Origin of the sequence: Streptomyces sp., from assembly GCF_031181555.1 — a bacterium.
Taxonomy (GTDB): domain Bacteria; phylum Actinomycetota; class Actinomycetes; order Streptomycetales; family Streptomycetaceae; genus Streptomyces; species Streptomyces fimbriatus.
Map to the genome: position 1 here is coordinate 1 of NZ_JAPSKQ010000106.1, position 21,252 is coordinate 21,252.

Consider the following 21,252-nt stretch of genomic DNA (forward strand, 5'->3'; position numbering starts at 1 on the left):
AGCTTGGCCTGGCTGTACTGGGCGGTCAGCTTCGCCTGCGAGAAGGCGACGATGAAGTGCCGCCGTCCCCAGAGCTGACGGACGTACTCGACGAGGGACGGCCGGGCACCGCTGACCGTGAGGCCGTGGCGGGCGGCGAGGGCCGCGAGGTCGCCCTCGACGGCCGGGGGGACCGGTGGCGCGGGGGACGGTGTGTGGAGGGCCTGACTCACATCCGGCGCTTTCGCTAGGGGGAAGGGGGCAGGGGCATACCGGTGCTCGCCCGCCGTTTCCTCGTACGCCTCCTGGCGTTCTCCTACGCCGGGACGGCACCGTATCGTCGCAACGGGAGCGTAGGCCGACTGTACGTCGGAACGCAACCGTTCCGTCGTTTCGCCCTATGCTGGTCCGCATGACGACGAACGCCGACGAGCCCCGGCCGCGTCCGCGGCGCAGGGCCCCCGCCGGGGCCGCCGTGCTGCGGGAGGACGTGACGGAGGCCATCCGGGCGGCCGTCTTCGAGGAACTCGCGGCCGTCGGCTACGCGCGGATGTCGATCGAGGGGATCGCGCGCCGCGCGGGCGTCGGCAAGACGGCGGTGTACCGCCGCTGGCGTTCCAAACTGCACCTCGTCCTCGACCTGGTCTCCGCGCTCGCCGTGCAGGGCCTGCCCGCGCCGGACACCGGCTCCCTCGAGGGCGATCTGCGGCTGCTGTACGAGGTCACCTCCCGCGCCCTGCGCCACCCCGTCGCCTCGCAGATCCTCCCCGACCTCCAGGCCGAGGCCGCCCGCAACCCCGACATCGCCGAGGCGCTGCAGAAGGCGCTGCGGGAGGGCCAGGACTCGGTCGCCAGGTCCGTCGTCACGGCGGCGGAGGAACGCGGCGAACTGCGCCCCGGCGCCGACCACGCCCTGGCCCTGGACCTGATCTCGGGCCCGCTGTACTGGCGCTCGGTGGTGATCCGCAACCCGAAGCTGCCGAAGGGCTACCTGGACGCACTGGCGAGGGCGACGGCACAGGCCCTGAAGTCGCTGTGACGCGGGGACGGCGGCCGTCCGCGCGGGCTAGCCGCGGACGGCCGCCGGGTGGTGGCGGACCCAGCCGGCCCAGGCCGAGGTGATCATGTCGTCGACGCCGTGGCGGGCCTTCCAGCCGAGTTCGGCGGCCGCGCGGTCGGCGGAGGCGACGACGCGCGGCGGGTCGCCGGGGCGGCGGGCGGCGACCGCCGGCGGGCGGTCGTGACCGGTGAGCGCGTTGATGCGGTCGATCATCTCGCGCACCGAGACGCCCTCGCCGCGGCCGATGTTGAGGGTGAGGTCCCGGCCGGGGGAGGAGCGCAGCGCGCGGGCCGCCGCCATGTGGGCCTCGGCCAGGTCGACGACGTGGACGTAGTCGCGCACGCAGGTGCCGTCCGGGGTCGGGTAGTCGTCGCCGAAGATGCGCGGGGGCGCCTGACCGGTCAGCTTCTCGAAGACCATGGGGATCAGGTTGGACACGCCCACGTCGGCGAGGTCGGGGCTCGCCGCGCCGGCCACGTTGAAGTAGCGCAGACAGGCCGTGGACAGCCCGGTCGCCCTCCCGGCCGCGCGGACCAGCCACTCGCCGGCGAGTTTGGTCTCGCCGTACGGCGACACGGGGGAGCAGGGCGTCTCCTCGGTCACCAGGCCGTCCTCGGCGGCGGTGTCCGGCATGCCGTACACCGCCGCCGAGGACGAGAACACGAAGGACGGCACCCCGGCCGCCGTCACCGCCTCCAGCAGGACGCGCAGCCCCTCGACGTTCTCCCGGTAGTAGTGCAGGGGCCGGTCCACCGACTCGGCCACCTGCTTCTTCGCCGCCAGGTGGACGACACCGGTGACCTCGTGGTCCGCGAGGGCGCGCGCCACCCGCTCGCCGTCCAGGGTCGAGCCGACCACCAGCGGCACCCCGTCCGGCACGCGGTCGGCGATCCCGGTGGACAGGTCGTCGTACACCACCGCACGCTCCCCCGCCTCGGTGACCGCCCGTACGACGTGTGCCCCGATGTAGCCGGCGCCGCCGGTGATCAACCAGGTCATGGATGGCCGTCCCCTCGTCGTTGGCCCCTTGCGTACCGGCTCTCAGTGAAGCAGGCGCCACAGCCTTCCGCGCAGTACCGAGGCGGCACCGCGTACGCCGGTCGCCACCCGCAGCGCCAGCGCGCCCGAGTGCGTGGCGTACGGCCCCACCAGCACCACGCCGTGCCGGGGGCTCGGCACCGCGCGGCGGCGCAGCAGCCCGGGGCCGGCGAGCGCGTGCGCGGTGACGCGGCGGCTCGACCCGTCCCGGAAGCGCAGGCGCAGCCACAGGTCCCACGTGCCCGTGCCGACCGAGGCCAGCCGGTCCGGCGGTACGGTCGTCTCCGCGGACCAGGTGCCCCCGGCGGACGCCCGCAGGGGGACCGTACGGCGGACGGCCGCACCCTCCCGCTCGCGGTGCCGCCACTCCACCTCCACCGTCTCCGGTCCCGCCTGTGCCACCCGGCCGTACAGCTCGTGCAGGCGCAGCCGCAGCCGGAAGCCGCCCCGCGCGCGGGGGCGCAGTTCCGCGTCCACGGCGAGCGGCAGCAGCGGCACGGGCCGGGTCAGCAGGGGCTCCAGGGTGACCCCGGGCAGGTCGGCCGACCAGCAGGGCGTGCCGTCCCCCGCGCGGGCGTAGGGCGGGCACAGCCGGGCCGGACGGGCCGCCAGGTCCCGCAGGCGGGTCAGGTCGCGCGGCTCCGGGGAGGTCAGCACGACCCGCCCGATCAGCCGGCCCGGGGCGGCCGGGTCGCGCGCCCAGTCGTCCGCGTCGAAGTCCGCGAGGAAGGCCCGGGTGTGCGTCCACCACTGCCGCCGGTGGTCCTCGTCGCGCAGCGGCAGCTCGCGCACGTACATGCGCAGCTCGTGGTCGAGGAACTTGGCCCGCGCCCCGCGCGCCAGCCGTTTCCGCCCGGCGTCCAGCAGGACGGCGTGGGCCGTGCGGCACGCGTGCGTGCGGGCCCGCCAGTTGTCGATGCCCGCACGGTCCAGCGAGATCGACAGCCGCCGGGCGGACCGGCGGACGTGCCAGACGTACACCCGGTCCGGGACCAGGGCGACGCGCGGGGCGGCGGCCCACACGCGCGCGGTGAAGACGAAGTCCTCGTAGGGGAAACGGCCGTCGGGGAAGCGGATGCCGTGCTCGCGCAGGAAGGCCGTGGCGTAGAGCTTGTTGACGCAGAGGGTGTCGTGCACCAGGCGCGGGCGGTGCTCCGGGCGCGCGAGCACGGCGGGCGCGGCGTACAGGCCCGGCTCCCACGGCACCTCGCGTCCCGACGGCAGCTCCCGCCGGACGCACAGGCCGCCCGCGACCTGGGCGTCCGCCCCGCTCGCCGCGGTGAGCAGGGCGTCCACCGCGCCGGGCGGAAGCACGTCGTCGCTGTCCAGGAACATCACGTACGGCGAGGTCACCGCGTCGAGCCCGGTGTTGCGCGGAGTGCCGCAACCGCCGCTGTTGGCGGGGAGCCGGATCACCCGCAGGCGCGGTTCGCCGGCGGCCAGCCGGTCGAGCAGACCGGCGCTGCCGTCCGCCGAGCAGTCGTCGACGGCGACGACCTCGCGCACGGCGGGGCCCTGCCCGAGGGCCGAGCGCACGGCGTCGGTCACATGGGCGGCGTCGTCGTGGCCGATGACCACGACGGAGACCTGGGGGTGGTGGGGGTGCATGGCGTCCTTGGGGCGTATGGGCGGGTCATTGGCCTTTTGCCCGTTTGGGTGCGTTCTGTACCCGTCGCCGTGGGGATGACCGGCGGACGCCTTCGCGCGGGCGCCCCTACGCGCCCTCCGCTGCCGCCGCCGCGTCCAGGGCCGTGGTGAGCCGGTCGAGGCGGGCCCGCAGGGCGTGGATCTCGTCGAGCGGGAAGCCGGTCGCGGCGACGATCCGCCGCGGCACCTCCAGGGCCCGCTCGCGCAGCGCGGCGCCCTCCTCGGTCGGCCGCACCTCCACCGAGCGCTCGTCGCGCGCGCTGCGCTCCCGGCGCACCAGGCCGGCCGTCTCCAGCCGCTTGAGCAGCGGGGACAGCGTGCCGGAGTCGAGCCGCAGGTGTGCGCCGAGCTGCTTCACGGGCAGGGCGCCGTGCTCCCACAGCACCAGCATCACCAGGTACTGCGGATAGGTGAGCCCGAGGTCCTTGAGGATCACCCGGTAGACGCCGTTGAAGGCACGGGACGCGGCGTTCAGGGAGAAGCAGATCTGCCGGTCGAGGCGGAGCCAGTCGTCGCCGGAGCCCGGCGCGGCGGGCTCCGGCGCGGCGGGGGCCCGCGTGTCCGGGGCCGCGGGCGGTGTCGCGGGCGGCGGGGTCGGAGTCGGTGTCATGCCCCCAGGGTAGCTCCGGTGAGCCATTTAGTTGTGCACAATTGAGTTGTGTGCTCTACTTGTGGTCGTGCGGCGGCCGGAGCCACCACGGGCCCGGCCGCCCCGCCCCACCACCGATCGAGAGGGAAGGTCTTCCCATGGACGCGCTCTACACCGCTGTCGCCACCGCCACCCACGGCCGCGAGGGACGCGCCGTCACCTCCGACGGCAAGCTGGACGTCGGCCTGAGCGCCCCCGTGGAGCTGGGCGGCGACGGCCGGGGCACCAACCCGGAGCAGCTGTTCGCCGCCGGGTACGCGGCCTGCTTCGGCAGCGCCCTCGGCCTGGTCGGCCGGGCGGCGAAGGTCGACGTCAGCGATGCGGCGGTGACCGCCGAGGTCGGCATAGGCAAGCAGGGCGAGGGCTTCGCGCTCGCGGTGACGCTGCGCGTCGAGCTGCCCGACGGCCTGGACGAGGCGACCGGCCGCAAGCTGGTCGAGCAGGCCCACCAGGTCTGCCCCTACTCCAACGCCACCCGCGGCAACATCCCGGTCGAGCTCGTCATCGAGTAACCGCCCCGTCATCGGGCGACCGCCCCCGGCGATCGCCGGGCGGCCCGGCCGGGGGCTCACCCCCGACCCGCGCCAGCACCTCCCCCGTCCGCCGGCTCCACGCCACCACCACCGCCTCCTCGGGCACCCGCTGCCGGGGCGTCAGCAGCAGCCAGCGCGCGTGGTACCGGCGGACGATCGCGGCACGCTCGGCGCGGGTCGAGCCGGGGTCGAGGTACGCGCGCACGTCGGCCAGCCGCCGCCCGCGCTCCCGTTCGTCCAGCGCCGCGTCCGGCCAGGCGGGCGCGGCGAGGTTCGGACCGTACCCGGCGATCGCGTGGACGGCGTAGTAGCCGTCGGTGATCACCACCTCGCCCGGCCCGATGTGCCGCGCGGCCCACTCGTACGTCGGCCAGTCCGGCGGCTGCTCGAAACCGACCGGGTCCAGCGCGCGCGGCACCACCGCCCCGGCCTGCACGGTCAGGAACCCGGCACAGGCCCCCGCCGCCGCGGCCCCGCCCAGCGCGCGCCGCCACACCGGCCACGGCCGGGCCGCCGCCAGCTCCACCGCGAGCGCGAACTGCAACGGCACCAGCGTCAGCCCGAGGATCCTGCCGTAGGTGTAGTGGCCGCTCACCCAGCCGTACGCCACCACCAGGCAGTCCAGCGCGAACATCAGCACCAGCGGATCGCGCCACGAGGTGCGCCGCGCCCGCAGCCACAGCGCCGGGAGCCCGAGCAGCGCCAGCCAGAACTGCCCGCCGAGGTCCAGATACAGCCGCCGGTGCATCGCGTCCACGCTGTCGTCCCCGGCCAGCGCGAACGCGTCGAAGTACGGCCAGGACGCGGCGACCAGCAGCGCCGCCCCGCCGGTCAGCGCCCACCGCCCCACGACCGCCGTCCTCCACACCCGCTGCCACCCGGCGACCAGCGCCACCGCGCCCAGCGCCGCCGCCACCGCGGTGATCGGGTGCACGAGCAGGATCAGCCCGTACAGCACGCCCAGCGCCGCGTACCCGGACAGCGGGCGCAGCCCGCCCGGACCGACGTACCGCACGGCCTCCGCGTCCCGGGCCCGCGCCCCGGTCAGCGCCCAGGCCCAGAAGGTGAGCCCGATCGCGAACGCCGACGGATACGGCAGGTTGCCCGTCATCGACATCAGGCCCAGATAGCCGCTCCACCAGGCCCGCTCCGTGCCCCACAGCAGCGTCATCGCGGCGAGCGCGAGCACCGGTGCCCAGGGGCGCGGGCTCAGCACGCGGACGAAGCGGCCGATCCCGGTCAGCAGCACCAGCAGGTTCAGCGGCCCGGTGAGCCTGACCACCTCCCAGCCGCCCAGCCCGGTCAGCCGCGCGAACGCGCCCTGCGCCAGGGCGAACGGCGAGTAGTAGGGGCTGCCCGCGCCCGGCAGGTCCGCCATCGGATGCCGGGGACGCAGCAGGTCGGCCTTGAGGCGTTCGACGACCGCCGCGTGCTGCCCGGCGTCGCAGCACAGCGGCACGCGCCAGTACGCCAGCGCCATCACGAGCCAGAAGAGGAAACCGAAGAGCTGGTACGGGGTGGGGCGCCAAAAACCGCCGCCGCGCAGCGCCGTGGCACCGTGCGGGGACCGCCGGACGAGGACTCCGGCGCTCATCGGAGAGTGGGGGAGAGGATCGTCTGAGGCATTTGCCGTATGTTCCCGGCGAGGCCGACGGCATGACGTCGCGTCACCTCATCGAGTGAGGCCGAACGGCCCGGTCCGTCAGCGCGCCGGCTCCGCCGGCCCCACCGGAGCCCCCTGCGCCGGCAGCGCCACCCGCTCCCGGACCACCGGCTCCAGCAGCTGGGGCACGCCCAGGACCGGCAGCAGCCAGGCCAGCACGATCAGCCGGTCGCCCCAGATGTTGATGTCCGGGTGCCCGGCCTGGTTGAGGAACCCCGTGCCGGCGGCGGCGACCAGGAAGGCCCCGAACACCGGTCGCCGCCACGCCCCCCGGGCACCGGCCGCCACCCCCGCCAGGAACACCGGCTCCCAGAGCCCGCGCCGCAGCCACTCCATCCAGAAGTTCCCCTGGAGCTGGAAGAACTCCGGCCACGGACGCTCCCGGTCGGGCCGGGCGAAGTGATCGGTGAGCAGGTCCTGCACGCTCTGAGTCATCGACGGGTAGTGCAGCAGCCGGGCCAGCAGCACCGTGCCGAGCACGCCCGCGCACCCCACCCCGGTGAGCGCCACCACCGCGCGCCCCGGCGGCAGGCCCCGCCGTCGGCGCCGTACGGCGACCACCGCGCCCGCGCCCGCCAGGCACACCCCGAGGAACAGCGCCTGCGAGTGCTTGACGGTGAACAGCGCGAGCAGCGCGGCGCCCACGAGCGCCGTGCCCGCCCGGGTCCGGCGGCCCGTCAGCGCCAGCGCGCAGCCCCACAGCGCGGCCAGGGTGAGGGCCAGCAGCAGCCCCTCGGTCATCGGGCGCATCGCGGTCGTCCCGCACGGCAGGACGTAGAACAGCGCCTGCCCGGTGAGCGCGAGCGGCACGGACACCGACAGGGTGCGCAGGACCAGGAAGGCGAGCACCCCGCCCGCGCACGCGACCACCACGCTCGCCGCCCACACGCCCCAGGTCACGCCGAACAGCGTCACGAACGGCACCAGGAACACCGGGTAGCCGGGCCGCACCTCGAAGATCCGCATGAAGCGCTCCGGCATGAACGGCGCGGTGTGCCCGCCGGTCTGCCCGGCCGCCAGCCGCGCCCGGACCTGCCGCCACTCCCGGTCCCGGCACTCCCGCAGGACGCGCGGGGCGGGGTCCGGGGCGTGGAAGCGCACCACGTTCACGTTCTGCTCGCGGTGCGCGATCGACGCCCGGCCCGCGCAGACGTACTCGATGGTGGCGGCCGCCGCCTCCCGCTTGCCCTCGCCGCTCAGGCTCAGGGCGTACGACAGGTAGTTCTTGGTGTCGGGGGTGTCCCGGCCGGTGACGTTCGCCAGTTGCAGCACCGCGAAGACGGCGGCCAGGAGCAGGACCCAGGTGCGCGGCCTCACGAGGACGCGGGCAGCACGTCGCGGCCGGTGGCCTGGGAGGGCACCCGGGCCGCCCGGCCCGCGGCCGGGGGGTCCTCCGGCAGCGGCTCGCCCAGCATCAGCGTGCGCACCACCCGCTCGGCGGCCCGGCCGTCGTCGAACTCGCAGAACCGCTCCCGGAAGGCGGACCGCAGCCGTGCCGCCTCCTCGTCCCGCCACGTCCCGGAGGCGAACAGCCACGCCAGCTCGCGGTAGGAGCGCGAGACGTGCCCCGGCGCCTCGGCCGTGATGTCGAAGTAGAACCCCCGGCTCGCCGCGACGGCGTCCCGGTCGTCGGCGTGGACCACGATCGGCCGGTCCAGGTTGGCGTAGTCGAACAGGAGCGACGCGTAGTCGGTGACCAGCACGTCGGAGGCGAGCATCACGTCCTGCGCGTGCGGCTCGTCCGTGGCGTCGACCAGCACGCCCCGCCGGTGCAGCTCCGAAAGGCCCAGCCCGCGCGCCGGTCCGTCGGCCAGGGACGGGTCCAGGCGCACGACGAGGGTGTGGCCGGGACCCAGGTCCGCGGCGAACCGCTCCAGGTCGATCCGCTCCACCAGCCCGCCCCTGCGGTAGTCGCGGCGGGCCGGCGCGTACAGCACCACCGTGTCCCCGTCCGGGATGCCGAGCCGGGCGCGGACCGCCCGCCCCCGCTCCGGACCGGCGCCGACCAGCACGTCGTTGCGCGGGCTGCCGCTGCGCAGGGAGGTGAAGTGGCAGGGGAAGGCCCGCTCCCACACCAGCTCGGAGTGCCGGTTGGCGACCAGGCTGTAGTCCCAGCGGTCCGCCCGGCGCAGCATCTGCGGCACGTCGAAGCCGAGCCGGGCGCCGGGCTTGTCCAGCAGATCGGCGCCCGCGTACAGCAGCGGGGTGCCCCGGTGGGTGTGGATGTGCACGCTCCCCGGGCGTTTGACCAGCGCGCCGGGCCAGTTGACGTCGTTGACGAAGTAGGTGGCCCGCTCGGTCACCCTGCGGTAGCCGGCGGAGTCCAGGAGCACGTACTCGGTGTCCGGCGGCAGCCCGGCCGCCTGCTCCTCGTCGGCCAGCACCCACACGCCCCGGATGTGCGGGGCGAGTTCGCGCGCCGCGTGGAAGACGGCCGCCGGGTCGCCGAGCACGCCCCGGTGCGAGGACGCCGAGTACACGGCGAGGTCCGGGTCCAGCGGGCGGTGCAGGTTCGCCGCGGACCGGGACCGGGCGGCCCGTGCCGCCGTCGCGGTGCGTGCCTGCCGGGCCCGCCGCCCCAGCTCCCGGCCCGCCCGCCCGGCCTGCCGGCGCAGCACGTAACCGGCGTAGCTCCCCTCCAGCACCCGCAGTCCGGCCGGGGTCCGCACGCCCCGGGGCCGGTGGAGCCGGAACATCTCGGCCGTACGGCGGAAGAACTCGCCCCTGTCGGACGGGGGCAGGCGGTCCGGCTTGGACAGGATGTCCAGGCAGTGCTCGCCCATCTTGGCGTGCAGGAAGGGCCTCCAGTGCGCCAGCGCCGGGCGGGCGTCGACGAACCGGAAGACCCGCGCGTACTGCTCGTGGACGTCGAAGTGCTTGCGGCTGGTGGTGGACAGGATGCTGCCCCGGCGGCGCTGCCGGTAGTACAGGCAGATCCGGTCCAGGGTCGCGATGCGCTCCGCGCTGAGCAGCACCGGGAAGGTCCAGGGCGTGTCCTCGTAGTAGCCGGGCGGGAAGGTGAAGCCCTCCCGCTCGACGAAGTCGCGGCGGTAGACCTTGTTCCACACCACCATCAGCAGGTCGAGGATCTCCGGCCGTTCGGCGGCGGTGAAGGTGCCGCCGGTGTCCCGGGCCAGCAGGTGCGCCAGGACGTTGCGGCGGGTACCGCCCCACCAGTGGGTGCGGGCGTAGTCGAAGACCAGCACGTCCGGGTCGCCCGTCTCGTCGAGGCGGTCGGCCAGCGCGCGCAGCGCGCCCGGGGTGAGGGTGTCGTCGCTGTCCAGGAAGAACAGGTAGTCGCCCCGTGCGTGCGGCATTCCGGCGTTGCGGGCGCGGCCCAGGCCCACGTTCTCGGGCAGGTGCAGCACCCGGACGCGTTCGTCGCGGGCCGCGTACGCGTCGAGGACCGCCGGGCAGCCGTCGGGCGAGCGGTCGTCGACGGCGATCACCTCGATGTCGCGGTACGACTGCCCGAGCACCGAGTCGAGGCACTCCTGCAGGTACCCCTGCACCTTGAAGACGGGGACGATGATGCTGAAGCGGGGCACTGCTTCGTCAGCTCCTCACCAGGCCGGCGGCCGCGGGGGCCGGGACACGCTCCGCGAGCGGGGTCACGGGCGGGAGCGCCTCGGGCGGCTCGCCGAGCAGCACCCGGCGCACCACCCGTTCGGCGGCCCGCCCGTCGTCGAACGCGCAGAACCGCTCCCGGAACCCGGCCCGCAGCGCGGCCGACTCCGCGCCCGCCCAGGTGCCGTCCCGGAAGACGAGGGCCAGCTCCTCGGGCGTGCGGGCCACCGGGCCGGGCGGCTCGGCCATCAGGTCGAAGTAGACGCCCCGGGTCTCCCGGTAGACGTCCCAGTCGTCGGCGTACACGACGATCGGCCGGTCCAGGTTGGCGTAGTCGAACATGATCGACGAGTAGTCGGTGACCAGCGCGTCGGCGGCCAGGCACACGTCCTCCGCGGAGCGGTGCGCGGTCACGTCGATGACCCGGCCACCGGTGCGCGGCCCGCCCCGGTCGTAGAAGTAGTGGGCGCGCAGCAGGACGACGACGTCCTCGCCGGCCGCCTCGCAGAACGCCTCCAGGTCCAGGCCGGTCTCGAAACCGGTGCGGTGGTCGCGGTGGGTGGGGGCGTACAGGACGGCGACCTTGCCCTCCGGCACGCCGAGCTCCGCGCGGACGCGGGCCACGTCCTCGGCGCCGGCCGTGCAGTACACGTCGTTGCGCGGATAGCCGTACTCCAGCTGCTCGTAGGAGCCGGGGAAGGCGCGCTCCCACATCCGGGTGGAGTGGGGGTTGGAGGAGAGGTTGTAGTCCCAGCGGTCCACCCGGCCCAGCAGCTTGGTGAAGCTGCCGGTCGCGGCGGCCACCACCGGGTACGTCGACTGGTCGACGCCCATGGTCTTCAGCGGGGTGCCGTGCTGGGTCTGCAGGTGCACGCTGCCGGGGCGTTTGACCACGCCCTCCGCGAAGTTCGCGTTGTTGATCAGGTACTTCGCGCGGGCCAGGACCTCCCAGGAGCGCCGGCTGCCGATGACGGCGTACTCGACGCCGTCCGGCACGGTGTGCGCCTGGTCCGCCTCCACCAGGAACACCGAGCGGATGTGCGGGGCGAGTTCGCGCGCCCGGGCGTGGATCGCGGCCGGGTTGCAGGCGTAACCGCGGCCCCAGTACGCGCAGTACACGGCGAGGTTCGGATCCAGCGGGCGGCACAGGTGCATCCGGTACAGCAGCCGGGTGCGCAGGCCCCGGGGGCGCGGCACCGACGCCACCGCCCGGGTCACCGCGCGCCGGGCGCCGCGCAGCGCCGTGAACGCCGGGTACGCACCGGCCGCCAGCAGCCGGTGCTGCACGCCGAGGCTGCCGCCCGGGGGCCGGTACCCGGCGGGGCGGTGGCGGCGGTAGAGCGTGCTCGCCCGGCGGAAGAAGGCGCGGCGTCCCGACGGGAGCCGCCGGGGATGGGCGGCCGTCTTCAGCACGGCGGCGAAGAGCTGCTCGAACAGCGGCCCCGACCGCTCGGCGGACAGTCCCCGTTCGGCCGCGCGGGCGAGCACCAGCTCGGTCTGGTCCAGCAGTTCGGCGTGGTGCGCGCCGGGCAGGTTCAGCCGGCTGCCCTGCCGGCGCAGCAGATGCCGTACGACGACCGCGCGCAGCACCGCCACCCGCTCGGCGCTCAGCATCGCCAGGCCGCCCCAGCCGATGTCCGTGAAGTGCCCGTCGGGGAAGGCCAGTCGGTGCTCGGTGACGAAGGCGCGGCGCCAGGCTGCGCTCCACGCCGGGAGTTGCACGCCGGTGAGGTGCGGGGCGCGGCCGGGGGCGAACGCGCCGTCCGGCGCCTTCGCCAGCAGGGGGGCGGCCGGGTTGCCCGGCTCGCCCTCCCACCAGGGCGTGCGCTCGTGCTCGAAGTGCAGCACGTCCACCGGGCCGGTCCGCGCCAGGCGCGCGTCCAGGGCCGCCAGCGCACCCGGTACGAGGGTGTCGTCGCCGTCGAGGAACAGCAGGTACGCCCCGGTCGCCCGGCGCATCCCGGTGTTGCGCGCCCCGGCCAGTCCGGCCGACGGCGGCGCGTGCACCGGGGCCACCCGGGAGTCCCGCTCGGCGTACCGGGCGGCGACGTCGGACGCGGGGGACCCGGGCGCGTCGCAGACGGGGACCAGCTCGAAGTCACCGAAGGACTGGGCGAGCACCGAGTCCAGCGCCTGGGCCAGCCGGCCTGCGACCCCGTGGGACGGGACGATGATGCTGAAGCGGGGCATGCTGCTCTTTCCGTGTCTTGGACGTGGGGGTTCTCGTGGCGCCCGCCGCCTCAGCGGGCGGGGCGCCGTCCGGGCCGCCCCGCCGGCCGCCGGGTGGGCGGCCGGGTCGGAGTGGGCCGCGACGAACCGGGGGACATGGGCACTCCCTGGGGGAACGGCGGTCAGACGCGGTCGGTGACGGTCGGCGGGCCACCGGACTGCTGCGGCACGGTCGCGAGCGGCGGCGGGCCCCCGAACGCGGCGGCGGCCGACGGCACCGGACGGCGCTCGTGCGGGGGGACGACCGGGGGGAGACCGCTCTCCCCGAACACGACCCGGCGGACCACCCGTTCGGCGGCGCGGCCGTCGTCGTACGGGCAGAACCGGGCGCGGAACGCCGCGCGCCGCCGGTCGGAGTGGGAGCCGCGCCAGTGGCCGGTGGCGAAGATGTCGATCAGTTCGTCCTCGCTGCCCGCCACCGCGCCCGGCGGGAACGCCCGCAGGTCGACGTAGGTGCCGCGGGCCGCCTCGTACGCCTCCCAGTCGTCGGCGCACAGGACGATCGGCCGGTCCAGGCCCGCGTAGTCGAACATCAGCGGGGAGTAGTCGGTGACCAGGGCGTCCGAGGCCAGGCACAGGGACGCGACGCTCGGGTGCCCGGTGACGTCCAGGACCCGGCCGGAGGTGTCCGCGAGCGGTCCGCCGTGCGGGTGCCGGGTGCGGGCCAGGACGACGAACCGCGGGCCCAGGCGGCGCACGACGCGCTCCAGGTCGAGCAGCCCGCGCTGGGTGCGGCGGTAGTCGCGGTGGGCCGGCGCGTACAGGATCGCCACCGCGCCCTCGGGGATGCCGAGCGCCTCCCGCAGTCCGGCCACGTCGGCCGCGGTCGCCGTGTGGAGCGGGTCGGTGCGCGGCTGGCCGTACTCCAGGGTGGTGTAGCGGCCGGGGTACACCCGCTCCCAGGTCAGGGTGGAGTGGCGGTTGGCGGAGACGACGTAGTCCCACCGGTCGACGTCCTCCAGGAGCCGCGCGAAGTCGGTGCCCCGGGCCGCCGCCGGGCGTTCCTGGAGGTCCAGGCCCGTGTGCGCGAGGGGGGTGCCGTCCTGCGTCCGGACGACGATCTGCCCCTTGCGCTTGACCGGGCGGGGCTCGAAGCCGGTGTCGCTCACCAGGTACGCGGAACGGGCGAGGGCGGTCCAGTACGCGGCCGTGCCGGGGACCAGGGGGCGCGCGCCGGGCGGGACGGCGTGGCGGTGCCCGGGGTGCGCCGCCCAGGCGGTGCGGATGTGCGGGGCGACGGCGCGGAACGCGGACTCCAGGGCGCCCGGGTCGCCCGGGTCGCCGCCGTCCGCGCGGGCGGTGAAGACGGCGCGGTCGGCGCGCAGCGGGAGCAGCCGCTGGACGCGGTAGTGCAGCAGCAGGGCGGCGGAGCGCAGGGCGCCCAGCAGCCTCCCGGCGAGCCGGTCCGCCCTGCGGCGCAGGGCCGACGCCAGCCGGAGGGCCTGGTAGGTGCGGTGCAGGCCGAACCGGACCAGCGTGTGGTGGACCCGGGCGCGCGCGGACGCGGGCGCGCCGGGCGCGCGATGGCGCCGGTAGTGGGAACGGGCCCGGCGCAGGAAGGCGGCCCGCGTCCCGCGCGGCAGCCGGTCCCGCCGCGCGTACACCGTGACGAGGTGGTCGACCATGCGGCGGAACAGCACCGGCCGCCAGCGCGCCAGTTCGGGGTGCCCGTCGAGGTACGCGAACACCCGGTCGTACTGGTCGAAGACGTCGAAGTGCCGCTCACTGGTGGTGTGCAGGATGCCGCCGGCCCGGCGCTGCCGGTAGTGCACGCACACCCGGTCCAGGGTCGCGATCGACTCCGCCGTCATCAGGACCGGGTACGTCCACGGGGTGTCCTCGTAGTAACCGGGCGGGAAGGCGAAGCCCGCGTGCTCCACGAACTCCCGCCGGTACGCCTTGTTCCAGGCCACCATCAGCAGGTTCAGCAGCCCCGGCCGGTCCGTCAGCCGGAACGGCGCCGGGCCCCGTTCGGTGAGCTGCGCGGCGGCCCGGTTGCGCACGGCCTCGCCCGACCAGTACGTGCGCGCGTAGTCGTAGACCAGGACGTCCGGGTCGCCGGTCTCCTTCAGCCGGTCGGCGATCGCGAGGAGCGCGTCGGGGGTGAGGGTGTCGTCGCCGTCCAGGAACACCAGGTAGTCGCCCGTCGCCCGCTCCATCCCGGCGTTGCGGGCCGGGCCGAGGCCCGTGTTCCGCGGCAGGTGCACGGCCCGCACGCGCGGGTCGCGGGCGGCGAACTCGTCGATCACCGCGCCGCACGCGTCCGGCGAGCAGTCGTCCACGGCGATCAGTTCGAGGTCGGCGTACGACTGGGACAGCACCGATTCCAGGCACTCGTGCAGGTACGCCTGAACCTGGTACGCGGGGACAATGACACTGAACCTGGGCAAGGGGCATCCATCGGTCGGTGCGGGCGTTCGGCCCGGCAACGGCCGATGGGCCGACTTGGTTACGCCGCCTGCGGCATCCGGGGGAATCCGGTCACACGAAGGGGCGGACCTGTGCCGGTCCGCCCCCTCCCGCCCTGCGCCGGTACGGGCTACTTCACCGCGCCCGCCATCACGCCGGAGACGAACTGCCGCTGGAACGCGAAGAACACGACCAGCGGGACCACCATGGAGATGAACGCGCCCGGCGCCAGCACGTCGATGTTGTTGCCGAACTGCCGTACCTGCGTCTGCAGGGCGACCGTGATCGGCTGGTTCCCGGCGTCCGAGAAGATCAGCGCGACCAGCAGGTCGTTCCACACCCACAGGAACTGGAAGATGCCGAGCGCGGCGATCGCCGGACCGGCGAGCGGCATCACGACCCGTACGAACAGGCGCAGTTCACCGGCGCCGTCCAGCCGGGCCGCCTCCAGCAGCTCCTTCGGGATCTCCGCGAAGAAGTTCCGCAGCAGGAACACCGCGAACGGCAGGCCGAAGCCGACGTGGAAGAGGATCACGCCGGTCAGGGAGCCGAAGATGCCGAGGGCGCCGAAGAGTTCGGCGATCGGGATCAGCGCCACCTGCACCGGCACCACCAGCAGCCCCACCACGGCGAGGAACCACCAGTCCCGGCCGGGGAACTCCATCCAGGCGAAGGCGTAACCGGCCAGGGAGCCGATCACCACCACGAGGACGGTCGCCGGGACGGTGATGTACACCGTGTTCAGCAGGGAGCCCGTGATGTCGTCGTTCTCCAGGAGCTTCTCGTAGGCGCCGAAGGTGAGCTGCGAGGGCTCGGTGAACACCTTCCACCAGCCGTCGGCGGCCATGTCCTCGGGCGTGCGCAGGCTGGCCAGCAGCAGACCGATCGTCGGCACCAGCCAGAACAGGCCGACGACGATCAGGAACACGCGCACCAGGCCGCCGCTGACCCACTCGCTGAGCCTGGAGCCCAGCGACCGCTCGGCCTTGACGGCGGGAACGGGCGGCGAGACCGCCTCGGTGACCCTGCCGGTGTCCGCGCTCATCGCCTGACCTCCCGCCTCAGCCGCCGGATGTTGAACCACATCACCGGGATGACCAGGAGCAGCAGGAACACCGCGATCGCGCTGGCGATGCCCGGCTGGTCCGCCGCGAAGCCCTTGCGGTACAGCTCCAGCGCGAGGACGTTCGCGTCGTCCTGGGAGGAACCCGGGGCGATGATGAAGACCAGGTCGAACACCTTCAGCACGTTGATCATCAGGGTGACGGTGACGACCGCGAGGACCGGGGCCAGCAGGGGCACCGTGACCCGGCGGAACACCTGCCACTCGTTCGCGCCGTCCACCCGGGCGGCCTCCAGCAGCTCCCGGGGCATGCCCGCGAGCCCGGCCGCGATCAGCACCATCGCGAAGCCCGCCCACATCCAGATGTACGAGCCGATGATGGCGGGCGTGACCAGCGACGGGCCCAGCCAGTCCAGGCCGTTGTACGGCTCCTTGAAGTTGCTCGCCGGCAGCCGCAGATGGGCGCCGTCGGCCTTCGACGACAGGGAGAAGGTGCCGTCGGAGCCCGCCGTGGCCGTCTCCACCACCGTGCCGTCCTTCACGGCCTCGATCTTCATCCCGGCGTAGCCCAGCTCGGACGCGTCGACGCCGTTCAGCGTGCCGACGCCCTTGCCGCGGGTGAAGTCCTGCCAGGTGGTGCCGGTGATCCGGCCGGCCTCCGGCTCCGGCGCCGCCGCCCGCTTCGCGTCGTCCGGCATCAGGTCCGGGGCGACCCCGACCAGCGGCAGCGTGACCGTGTCACCCGCACCGACCGTCTCCTTGGTGACGAAGGCGCCCCCGCCGGCCGGCTCCAGCGGCGACTCGCGGCCCGGGTGCGCCTTCGGGAACGACGAGGACTGGGCGAAGGTGTCGTGCACCCCCACCCACACCGCGTTCGCCACGCCCTTGTCCGGGTCCTGGTCGTAGACCATCCGGAAGATGATGCCCGCCGCGAGCATCGAGATCGCCATCGGCATGAAGACGACCAGCTTGAACGCCGTGCCCCAGCGCACCCGTTCGGTCAGCACCGCGAAGATCAGACCGAGCGCGGTCGCCACCGTCGGCGCGAACACCACCCAGATGACGTTGTTCTTCAGGGCGGTGCGGATGCCGTCGTCCGTGAACAGGGCCCGGTAGTTGTCGAATCCGGCGAAGCCGTCGCCGGACTGGTCGTAGAAGCTGCGGACGACGGAGTACCCGATCGGGTAGACCACGAGCGCACCGAGCAGGACGAGCGCGGGCAGCAGGAACAGCGCCGCGACGGTTCTGCGGGTGCCGGTGACGCTCTTGCGCGACTTGGGAGCGGCGGGGGCCGCCTTCGGGGCCCCCGCCGCCGTGTCCGACGCCATGGCCGGATCAGTTCCCGTACGCCGCGGCCGCGTCGGCCTCCAGCTTCGCCTGAGTCCCCGCGACGTCCTTCGGGTTCCTCAGGAAGTCCTGCAGCGCCTTCCACTCGCCCTTGCCGGGCGTGCCGCCGAAGGCCTGCGGGGCCTGGTCGGACATGTCGAAGCGGAAGTCGTCACCGGCGTCGATGAGCGCCTTGGCCATCTTCTGCTGCACCGCGTTCGGGTACGCCGAGTTCGGCACGTTCCTGTTCGGCGACAGGTAACCGCCCAGCTTCGCCTGGATGCCCGCCGCGTCCGGGGAGGCGAGGAAGGTCACCAGCGCCTGCGCCGCCTCGGAGTCCTCCAGGATCACGGCCGCGTCACCGCCGGACACCACGGGCGCCGTGTCGCCGACCGCCGGGAACGGGAACACCTTCGCGTCCGTGCCGACCTCCGCGCCCGCCTGAACGATGTTGACCTGCGCGAAGTCGCCCTCGTAGACCATGCCCGCCTTGGGCTGGTCGCCACCGGTGAAGGTCTGTGTGACCGAGTTCGGGAAGTCCGTCTGCAGGGCGCCGCGCGCGCCGCCCGCGACGTAGTCCTTCTTGCCCCAGATCTCCGCCAGCGTGGTCAGCGCCTCCTTGACCGACGGGTCGGTCCACTTGATCTCGTGCCGGGCCAGCTGGTCGTACTTCTCCGGGCCGGCCTGGGAGAGGTAGACGTTCTCGAACCAGTCGGTCAGCGTCCAGCCCTCGGCGCCGCCGACCGAGAACGGGGTGACGCCCGAGTCGTACACCGTCTGCGCGGTGGTGAGCAGCTCGTCCCAGGTCTTCGGTTCGCTCGCGCCCGCGTTCTCGAAGACCTGGGTGTTGTACCAGATCAGCGACTTGTTGGCGGCCTTGTAGTAGACGCCGTACTGCTTGCCGTCGACCTTGCCGATGTCCTGCCAGCCCTGCGAGTAGTTCTCGGCGAGCTCCTTGGTGGCCTCGGCGCCCAGCGGCTTGGCCCAGCCCTTGTCGACCGCCTGCTTGATGGCGCCGGGCTGCGGCAGCAGCGCCACGTCCGGCGGGGCACCGCCCGCGATCTTCGAGCCGAGGAAGTTGATGATGGGGTCCTGGGCGGGGACGAAGGTCACCTTGGCGCCGGTGCGCTTCTCGAACTCCGCGAGGACCTTCTTGAAGTTGGCCTGCTCGGCACCGGTCCACACGGCGGCCACCTCGAGGCTCGCGCCGTCCAGCTTCGGAAGGGTGACGGTGGTGCCGGTGCCCTCGGTGCCACCGTCCTTGTCGTCGTCGCCGCTGTCGTCGTCGCCTCCGCAGGCGGTGAGCGAGAGCGCGAGCACCCCCGCGGCGACGGCGGCCACGGCTCTCGCGGTTCCGCGGGTGCGGGGAACCGGCGTGGGGTTGTCGGGCGACCTGAGTATCCGGATGATCCTGCTCGTCCTGCGCATCACTGCCCCGTTCTTCACACCTCGTCGAACGTCGAGCGCTGTCCCGTGCGCTCTGGTCTACGCCCGGGGATGGGGGGAGGCAAGAGCGCGTCCGGTGTCAAGTCCGGGATTGTGATCACTTCGTGACGGGACGTCACCTGCGGGGCGCGGGTGTCACAGCAGCGACGGCACCTCGGCCGCCGACACCTGCCGGGCGGCCCGCTCCAACGCGCTGGCGAGCAGGGCGAGATCGGTCGGGCCGTTGCCCAGCTCCCGTACCTGGCGGCGGGCCGGGGGATCACCCATGCGGTGCCACTCCAGCGGCACGACCGTGGGGCGCAGGGTCGCCGTCCGCGGGATGCGGCCGGTCACCCGCCCGCCCTGGAACGCGGTCACCCGGCCGTCCGGGTGGGCCAGCCGGCCGCGCCCCGGCGCCGGCGCGTCCGGGCCCGGGGGCGCGGGCGCGTCGAGCGTGACCCGCACCGTCGCCTGCCGCACCGGTTCGGTCCGGGCCGTACGGGCGCACGGGCCGGTGGCCGTGACCAGGTGCACGCCCAGCCGCTCCCCGTCCCGCGCCACGGCCTCCAGCGCCCGCATCACCGATCCGGCTGCGGGCCGCCCCGGCGCACCCAGCGCGGGGGAGACCAGCGCGTCCAGGTCGTCCACGACGACCACCAGCCGGGGCAGCGGCGGCGCGGCCGCCGCCCGGCGCCGGGCCGCTCCCGGCCGCAGCCGCAGCGTCGAACTGGGCGGGGGCTCCAGGTCCCCGTCGTGGTCGCCGCCGGTGCCCGCCGCGCCGCGCCGCACGGCCGTGCGCTGCGCGACCATCCGGTCCGACAGCTCGCGCCCGGTGTGCCACTCCGCGAAGTCGGACCGGCCGAGCAGTTCGGCGCGACGCTTCAGCTCGGCGCTCAGCGACTGGGCGAACTCCCGCATGCGCACCGGATCGTTGGCGGTGAGGTGGGTGGTGACGTGCGGGACGTCCGTGCACACGCGCAGGCCCTCGCCGGGTCCGTCGCCCGCCGCGGGACCGCCCCGGCCGTCGACCAGCACGATGCCCAGCCGGTCGGGCCGCTCGGCGGCGGCCAGCGAGGCGACGACCGCGCGCAGCAGCTCGGTGCGGCCGCTGCCGGGCGGCCCCTCGATCAGCAGATGCGGTCCGTCGGCGGCGAGATCGGCGGCGACCGGACCGCGCGGTCCGGCGCCCAGCACGGCGGTGACGCGTCCGCCGAGCGCCTGGGTGTCGTCGGCCGCGTCCGCCCAGCGGGCCATCAGCGAGGCGGGGGTGGCCCGGGCCAGGCCCAGTTCGTCCAGCAGCCGCGCCGACGGGGGCAGCGGCGCCGACACGCGCGCGTGCCGCTGTCCGGCGGAGCCGTCCGTGCGCAGTGGCGCGAGCGCCCGCGCGAACCGCTCGGCCCAGGCGGGGGAGACCGCGTCGACCGTGGCGACGGTGCCGTGGCCGACGGGGCCGGAGGGCGCCCTGGAGCCGGTCCGGGCCACCCGCACCAGCCGCAGGGCCGTCGCCACGTCCCCGCTGAGCAGCGCGACGGCACCGCATTCCCGGAACGCCGGCGCCACCGCGCACGCCGTCTCGTACGTCTCCGTCACCGGGGACGCCGGGGAGGCGGCGGCCGTCTCGGCGAGGCACACCAGGTGGATCCCGGCCCGCGGCCCCTCCACGGCCAGCCGCGCCACCGCCTCGCGCAGCTCGGCGCCCCCGGGGTCGCCGTCCACGACGACCACGGTGTACGGCCCCGCGAAGCCCTCCGTCCCGTCGGCGCCGCCGCCCTGGGCCCAGGAGGGACGCCGGGCGGCCGGAGCGGGCTGCTCCGGTATGACGGGGACCGTGTCCGCCCCGGTTGCGTGGTCGTGGTCCGCCAGTCGGCGCAGCAGTTCCTCGGTGCGGGCGGTGGCCTGTTCGTGGTCGTGCGCGAGGAGCAGGCGGCAGTCCTGGCCGCGCCCCGGGCGCACGTGCGGCAGCCAGCCCAGCCACGACCACTCGGCGGTGCGCTCCTCGAGGGGACGGGAGCGGTCCGCGGCGATCAGGACGATCTCCAGGGAATCGGGGGAGTGCAACGCGGCGAGCTGGGCCAGCACCGCGCGGGCCAGCCCGGCGAGCCGCTCACGCGGACCGGCCAGTCCCAGCGCGCCGACCTCGCGCAGTCCCGACGTCACCGGCACGGCGGGCAGCAGGCCGGAGCCGTCCGGTGCCGTCCGGTCGGCCGTGCCGAGCCGCACCGCGAGCGCCTCGGGATGGTCCGGCCCGCGCTCCCACAGCCGGGGGCCGGGGCCCAGCGCGGTCAGCAGCAGCGTGGCGGGGTCCGGCCAGGTCTCGGGGAGGACGGGGGACACCGCGCCGGGTCCGGGTGCGGCACCGGCCGCTTCCTCGCCGCGGGCGTCCCGCGCGTCCGTCGCCTGCTCCTGCCGCCCGCCGGCCAGCCGCCGCGCCCAGGCGGTGAGCCCGCCCCGCTTGCGTCCCCCCGGGGGCTGGGGGAGATCGGTGCCGCGCACGGGGGTGCCCTTGCGGGTGGTGGGGCGCGGAGCGGCGGCGGGGACGGCGTCGGCCGTGGGGACGGCGGCCGGCGCGGCGGAGACACCGCCCGCCCCGGGGCCGGCGTGCGGGGCGCCGGGCATGTGGCCGGTGGCGGGTCCGGTGGTCGGACCGGTGAGGCGGCCGGGCGT

At 74.9% G+C, this 21,252-nt stretch carries 14 protein-coding genes and 1 pseudogene; 2 read left to right on the forward strand and 13 right to left on the reverse strand.

The window, feature by feature from the left end:
• A pseudogene (locus tag RIM90_RS20670) lies at window positions 1-212 on the reverse strand (ABC transporter permease); the annotation flags it as partial.
• Between the two features lie 167 nt (window positions 213-379).
• Between RIM90_RS20670 and RIM90_RS20675 the strand changes: the two are divergent.
• Window positions 380-1,018 carry a TetR/AcrR family transcriptional regulator gene (locus RIM90_RS20675; RefSeq protein ID WP_309062226.1) on the forward strand — a complete coding sequence of 213 codons (639 nt, stop codon included), beginning with the start codon at window positions 380-382 and terminating at the stop codon, window positions 1,016-1,018.
• A 27-nt stretch (window positions 1,019-1,045) separates the two neighbouring features.
• Here the strand turns inward: RIM90_RS20675 and galE are convergent, their stop codons facing one another.
• The 3 genes from galE to RIM90_RS20690 all read right to left on the reverse strand — a co-directional run bounded on the left by galE (window position 1,046) and on the right by RIM90_RS20690 (window position 4,334).
• Window positions 1,046-2,038, reverse strand: coding sequence for a UDP-glucose 4-epimerase GalE (gene galE / locus RIM90_RS20680; protein WP_309062227.1), 993 nt, complete (start codon window positions 2,036-2,038; stop codon window positions 1,046-1,048).
• Between the two features lie 42 nt (window positions 2,039-2,080).
• Window positions 2,081-3,685, reverse strand: a complete 1,605-nt coding sequence (locus RIM90_RS20685) for a glycosyltransferase (RefSeq protein WP_309062228.1) — start codon at window positions 3,683-3,685, stop codon at window positions 2,081-2,083.
• 106 nt (window positions 3,686-3,791) lie between these two features.
• Window positions 3,792-4,334: a MarR family transcriptional regulator gene (locus RIM90_RS20690; RefSeq protein ID WP_309062229.1), complete on the reverse strand. Its 543-nt coding sequence runs from the start codon at window positions 4,332-4,334 to the stop codon at window positions 3,792-3,794.
• Window positions 4,335-4,471: 137 nt separating this feature from the next.
• On the opposite strand from RIM90_RS20690, the gene RIM90_RS20695 reads away from it, so the two are divergent.
• On the forward strand, window positions 4,472-4,885 hold the full coding sequence (locus tag RIM90_RS20695) for an organic hydroperoxide resistance protein (protein WP_309062230.1): 414 nt from the start codon (window positions 4,472-4,474) through the stop codon (window positions 4,883-4,885).
• Here the strand turns inward: RIM90_RS20695 and RIM90_RS20700 are convergent.
• From RIM90_RS20700 to RIM90_RS20740, 9 genes are all read right to left on the reverse strand, one after another.
• Window positions 4,875-6,500, reverse strand: coding sequence for a hypothetical protein (locus tag RIM90_RS20700; protein ID WP_309062231.1), 1,626 nt, complete (start codon window positions 6,498-6,500; stop codon window positions 4,875-4,877). The two genes, RIM90_RS20695 and RIM90_RS20700, sit on opposite strands and share 11 nt — an antisense overlap.
• A gap of 108 nt (window positions 6,501-6,608) precedes the next feature.
• Window positions 6,609-7,886, reverse strand: coding sequence for a hypothetical protein (locus tag RIM90_RS20705; protein WP_309062232.1), 1,278 nt, complete (start codon window positions 7,884-7,886; stop codon window positions 6,609-6,611).
• Window positions 7,883-10,117 carry a bifunctional glycosyltransferase family 2 protein/CDP-glycerol:glycerophosphate glycerophosphotransferase gene (locus RIM90_RS20710; RefSeq protein WP_309062233.1) on the reverse strand — a complete coding sequence of 745 codons (2,235 nt, stop codon included), beginning with the start codon at window positions 10,115-10,117 and terminating at the stop codon, window positions 7,883-7,885. Before RIM90_RS20710 ends, RIM90_RS20705 begins: the two co-directional genes overlap by 4 nt.
• A 7-nt stretch (window positions 10,118-10,124) precedes the next feature.
• Window positions 10,125-12,326, reverse strand: a complete 2,202-nt coding sequence (locus tag RIM90_RS20715) for a CDP-glycerol glycerophosphotransferase family protein (RefSeq protein WP_309062234.1) — start codon at window positions 12,324-12,326, stop codon at window positions 10,125-10,127.
• A 161-nt stretch (window positions 12,327-12,487) separates the two neighbouring features.
• A complete protein-coding gene (locus tag RIM90_RS20720) occupies window positions 12,488-14,755 on the reverse strand; it encodes a bifunctional glycosyltransferase family 2 protein/CDP-glycerol:glycerophosphate glycerophosphotransferase (protein ID WP_309062235.1) in 2,268 nt (755 codons plus the stop codon).
• Window positions 14,756-14,904: 149 nt separating this feature from the next.
• Window positions 14,905-15,819: a carbohydrate ABC transporter permease gene (locus RIM90_RS20725; RefSeq protein WP_309062236.1), complete on the reverse strand. Its 915-nt coding sequence runs from the start codon at window positions 15,817-15,819 to the stop codon at window positions 14,905-14,907.
• Entirely contained in the window at window positions 15,816-17,165 is a 1,350-nt protein-coding gene (locus RIM90_RS20730) for a sugar ABC transporter permease (protein ID WP_309062237.1), read from the reverse strand. The genes RIM90_RS20725 and RIM90_RS20730 overlap by 4 nt, the downstream gene beginning before the upstream one ends.
• A 7-nt stretch (window positions 17,166-17,172) precedes the next feature.
• Window positions 17,173-18,591: an ABC transporter substrate-binding protein gene (locus RIM90_RS20735; protein WP_309062238.1), complete on the reverse strand. Its 1,419-nt coding sequence runs from the start codon at window positions 18,589-18,591 to the stop codon at window positions 17,173-17,175.
• 153 nt (window positions 18,592-18,744) lie between these two features.
• A partial coding sequence (locus tag RIM90_RS20740) for an FtsK/SpoIIIE domain-containing protein (protein ID WP_309062239.1) occupies window positions 18,745-21,252 on the reverse strand: 2,508 nt, incomplete at its 5' end.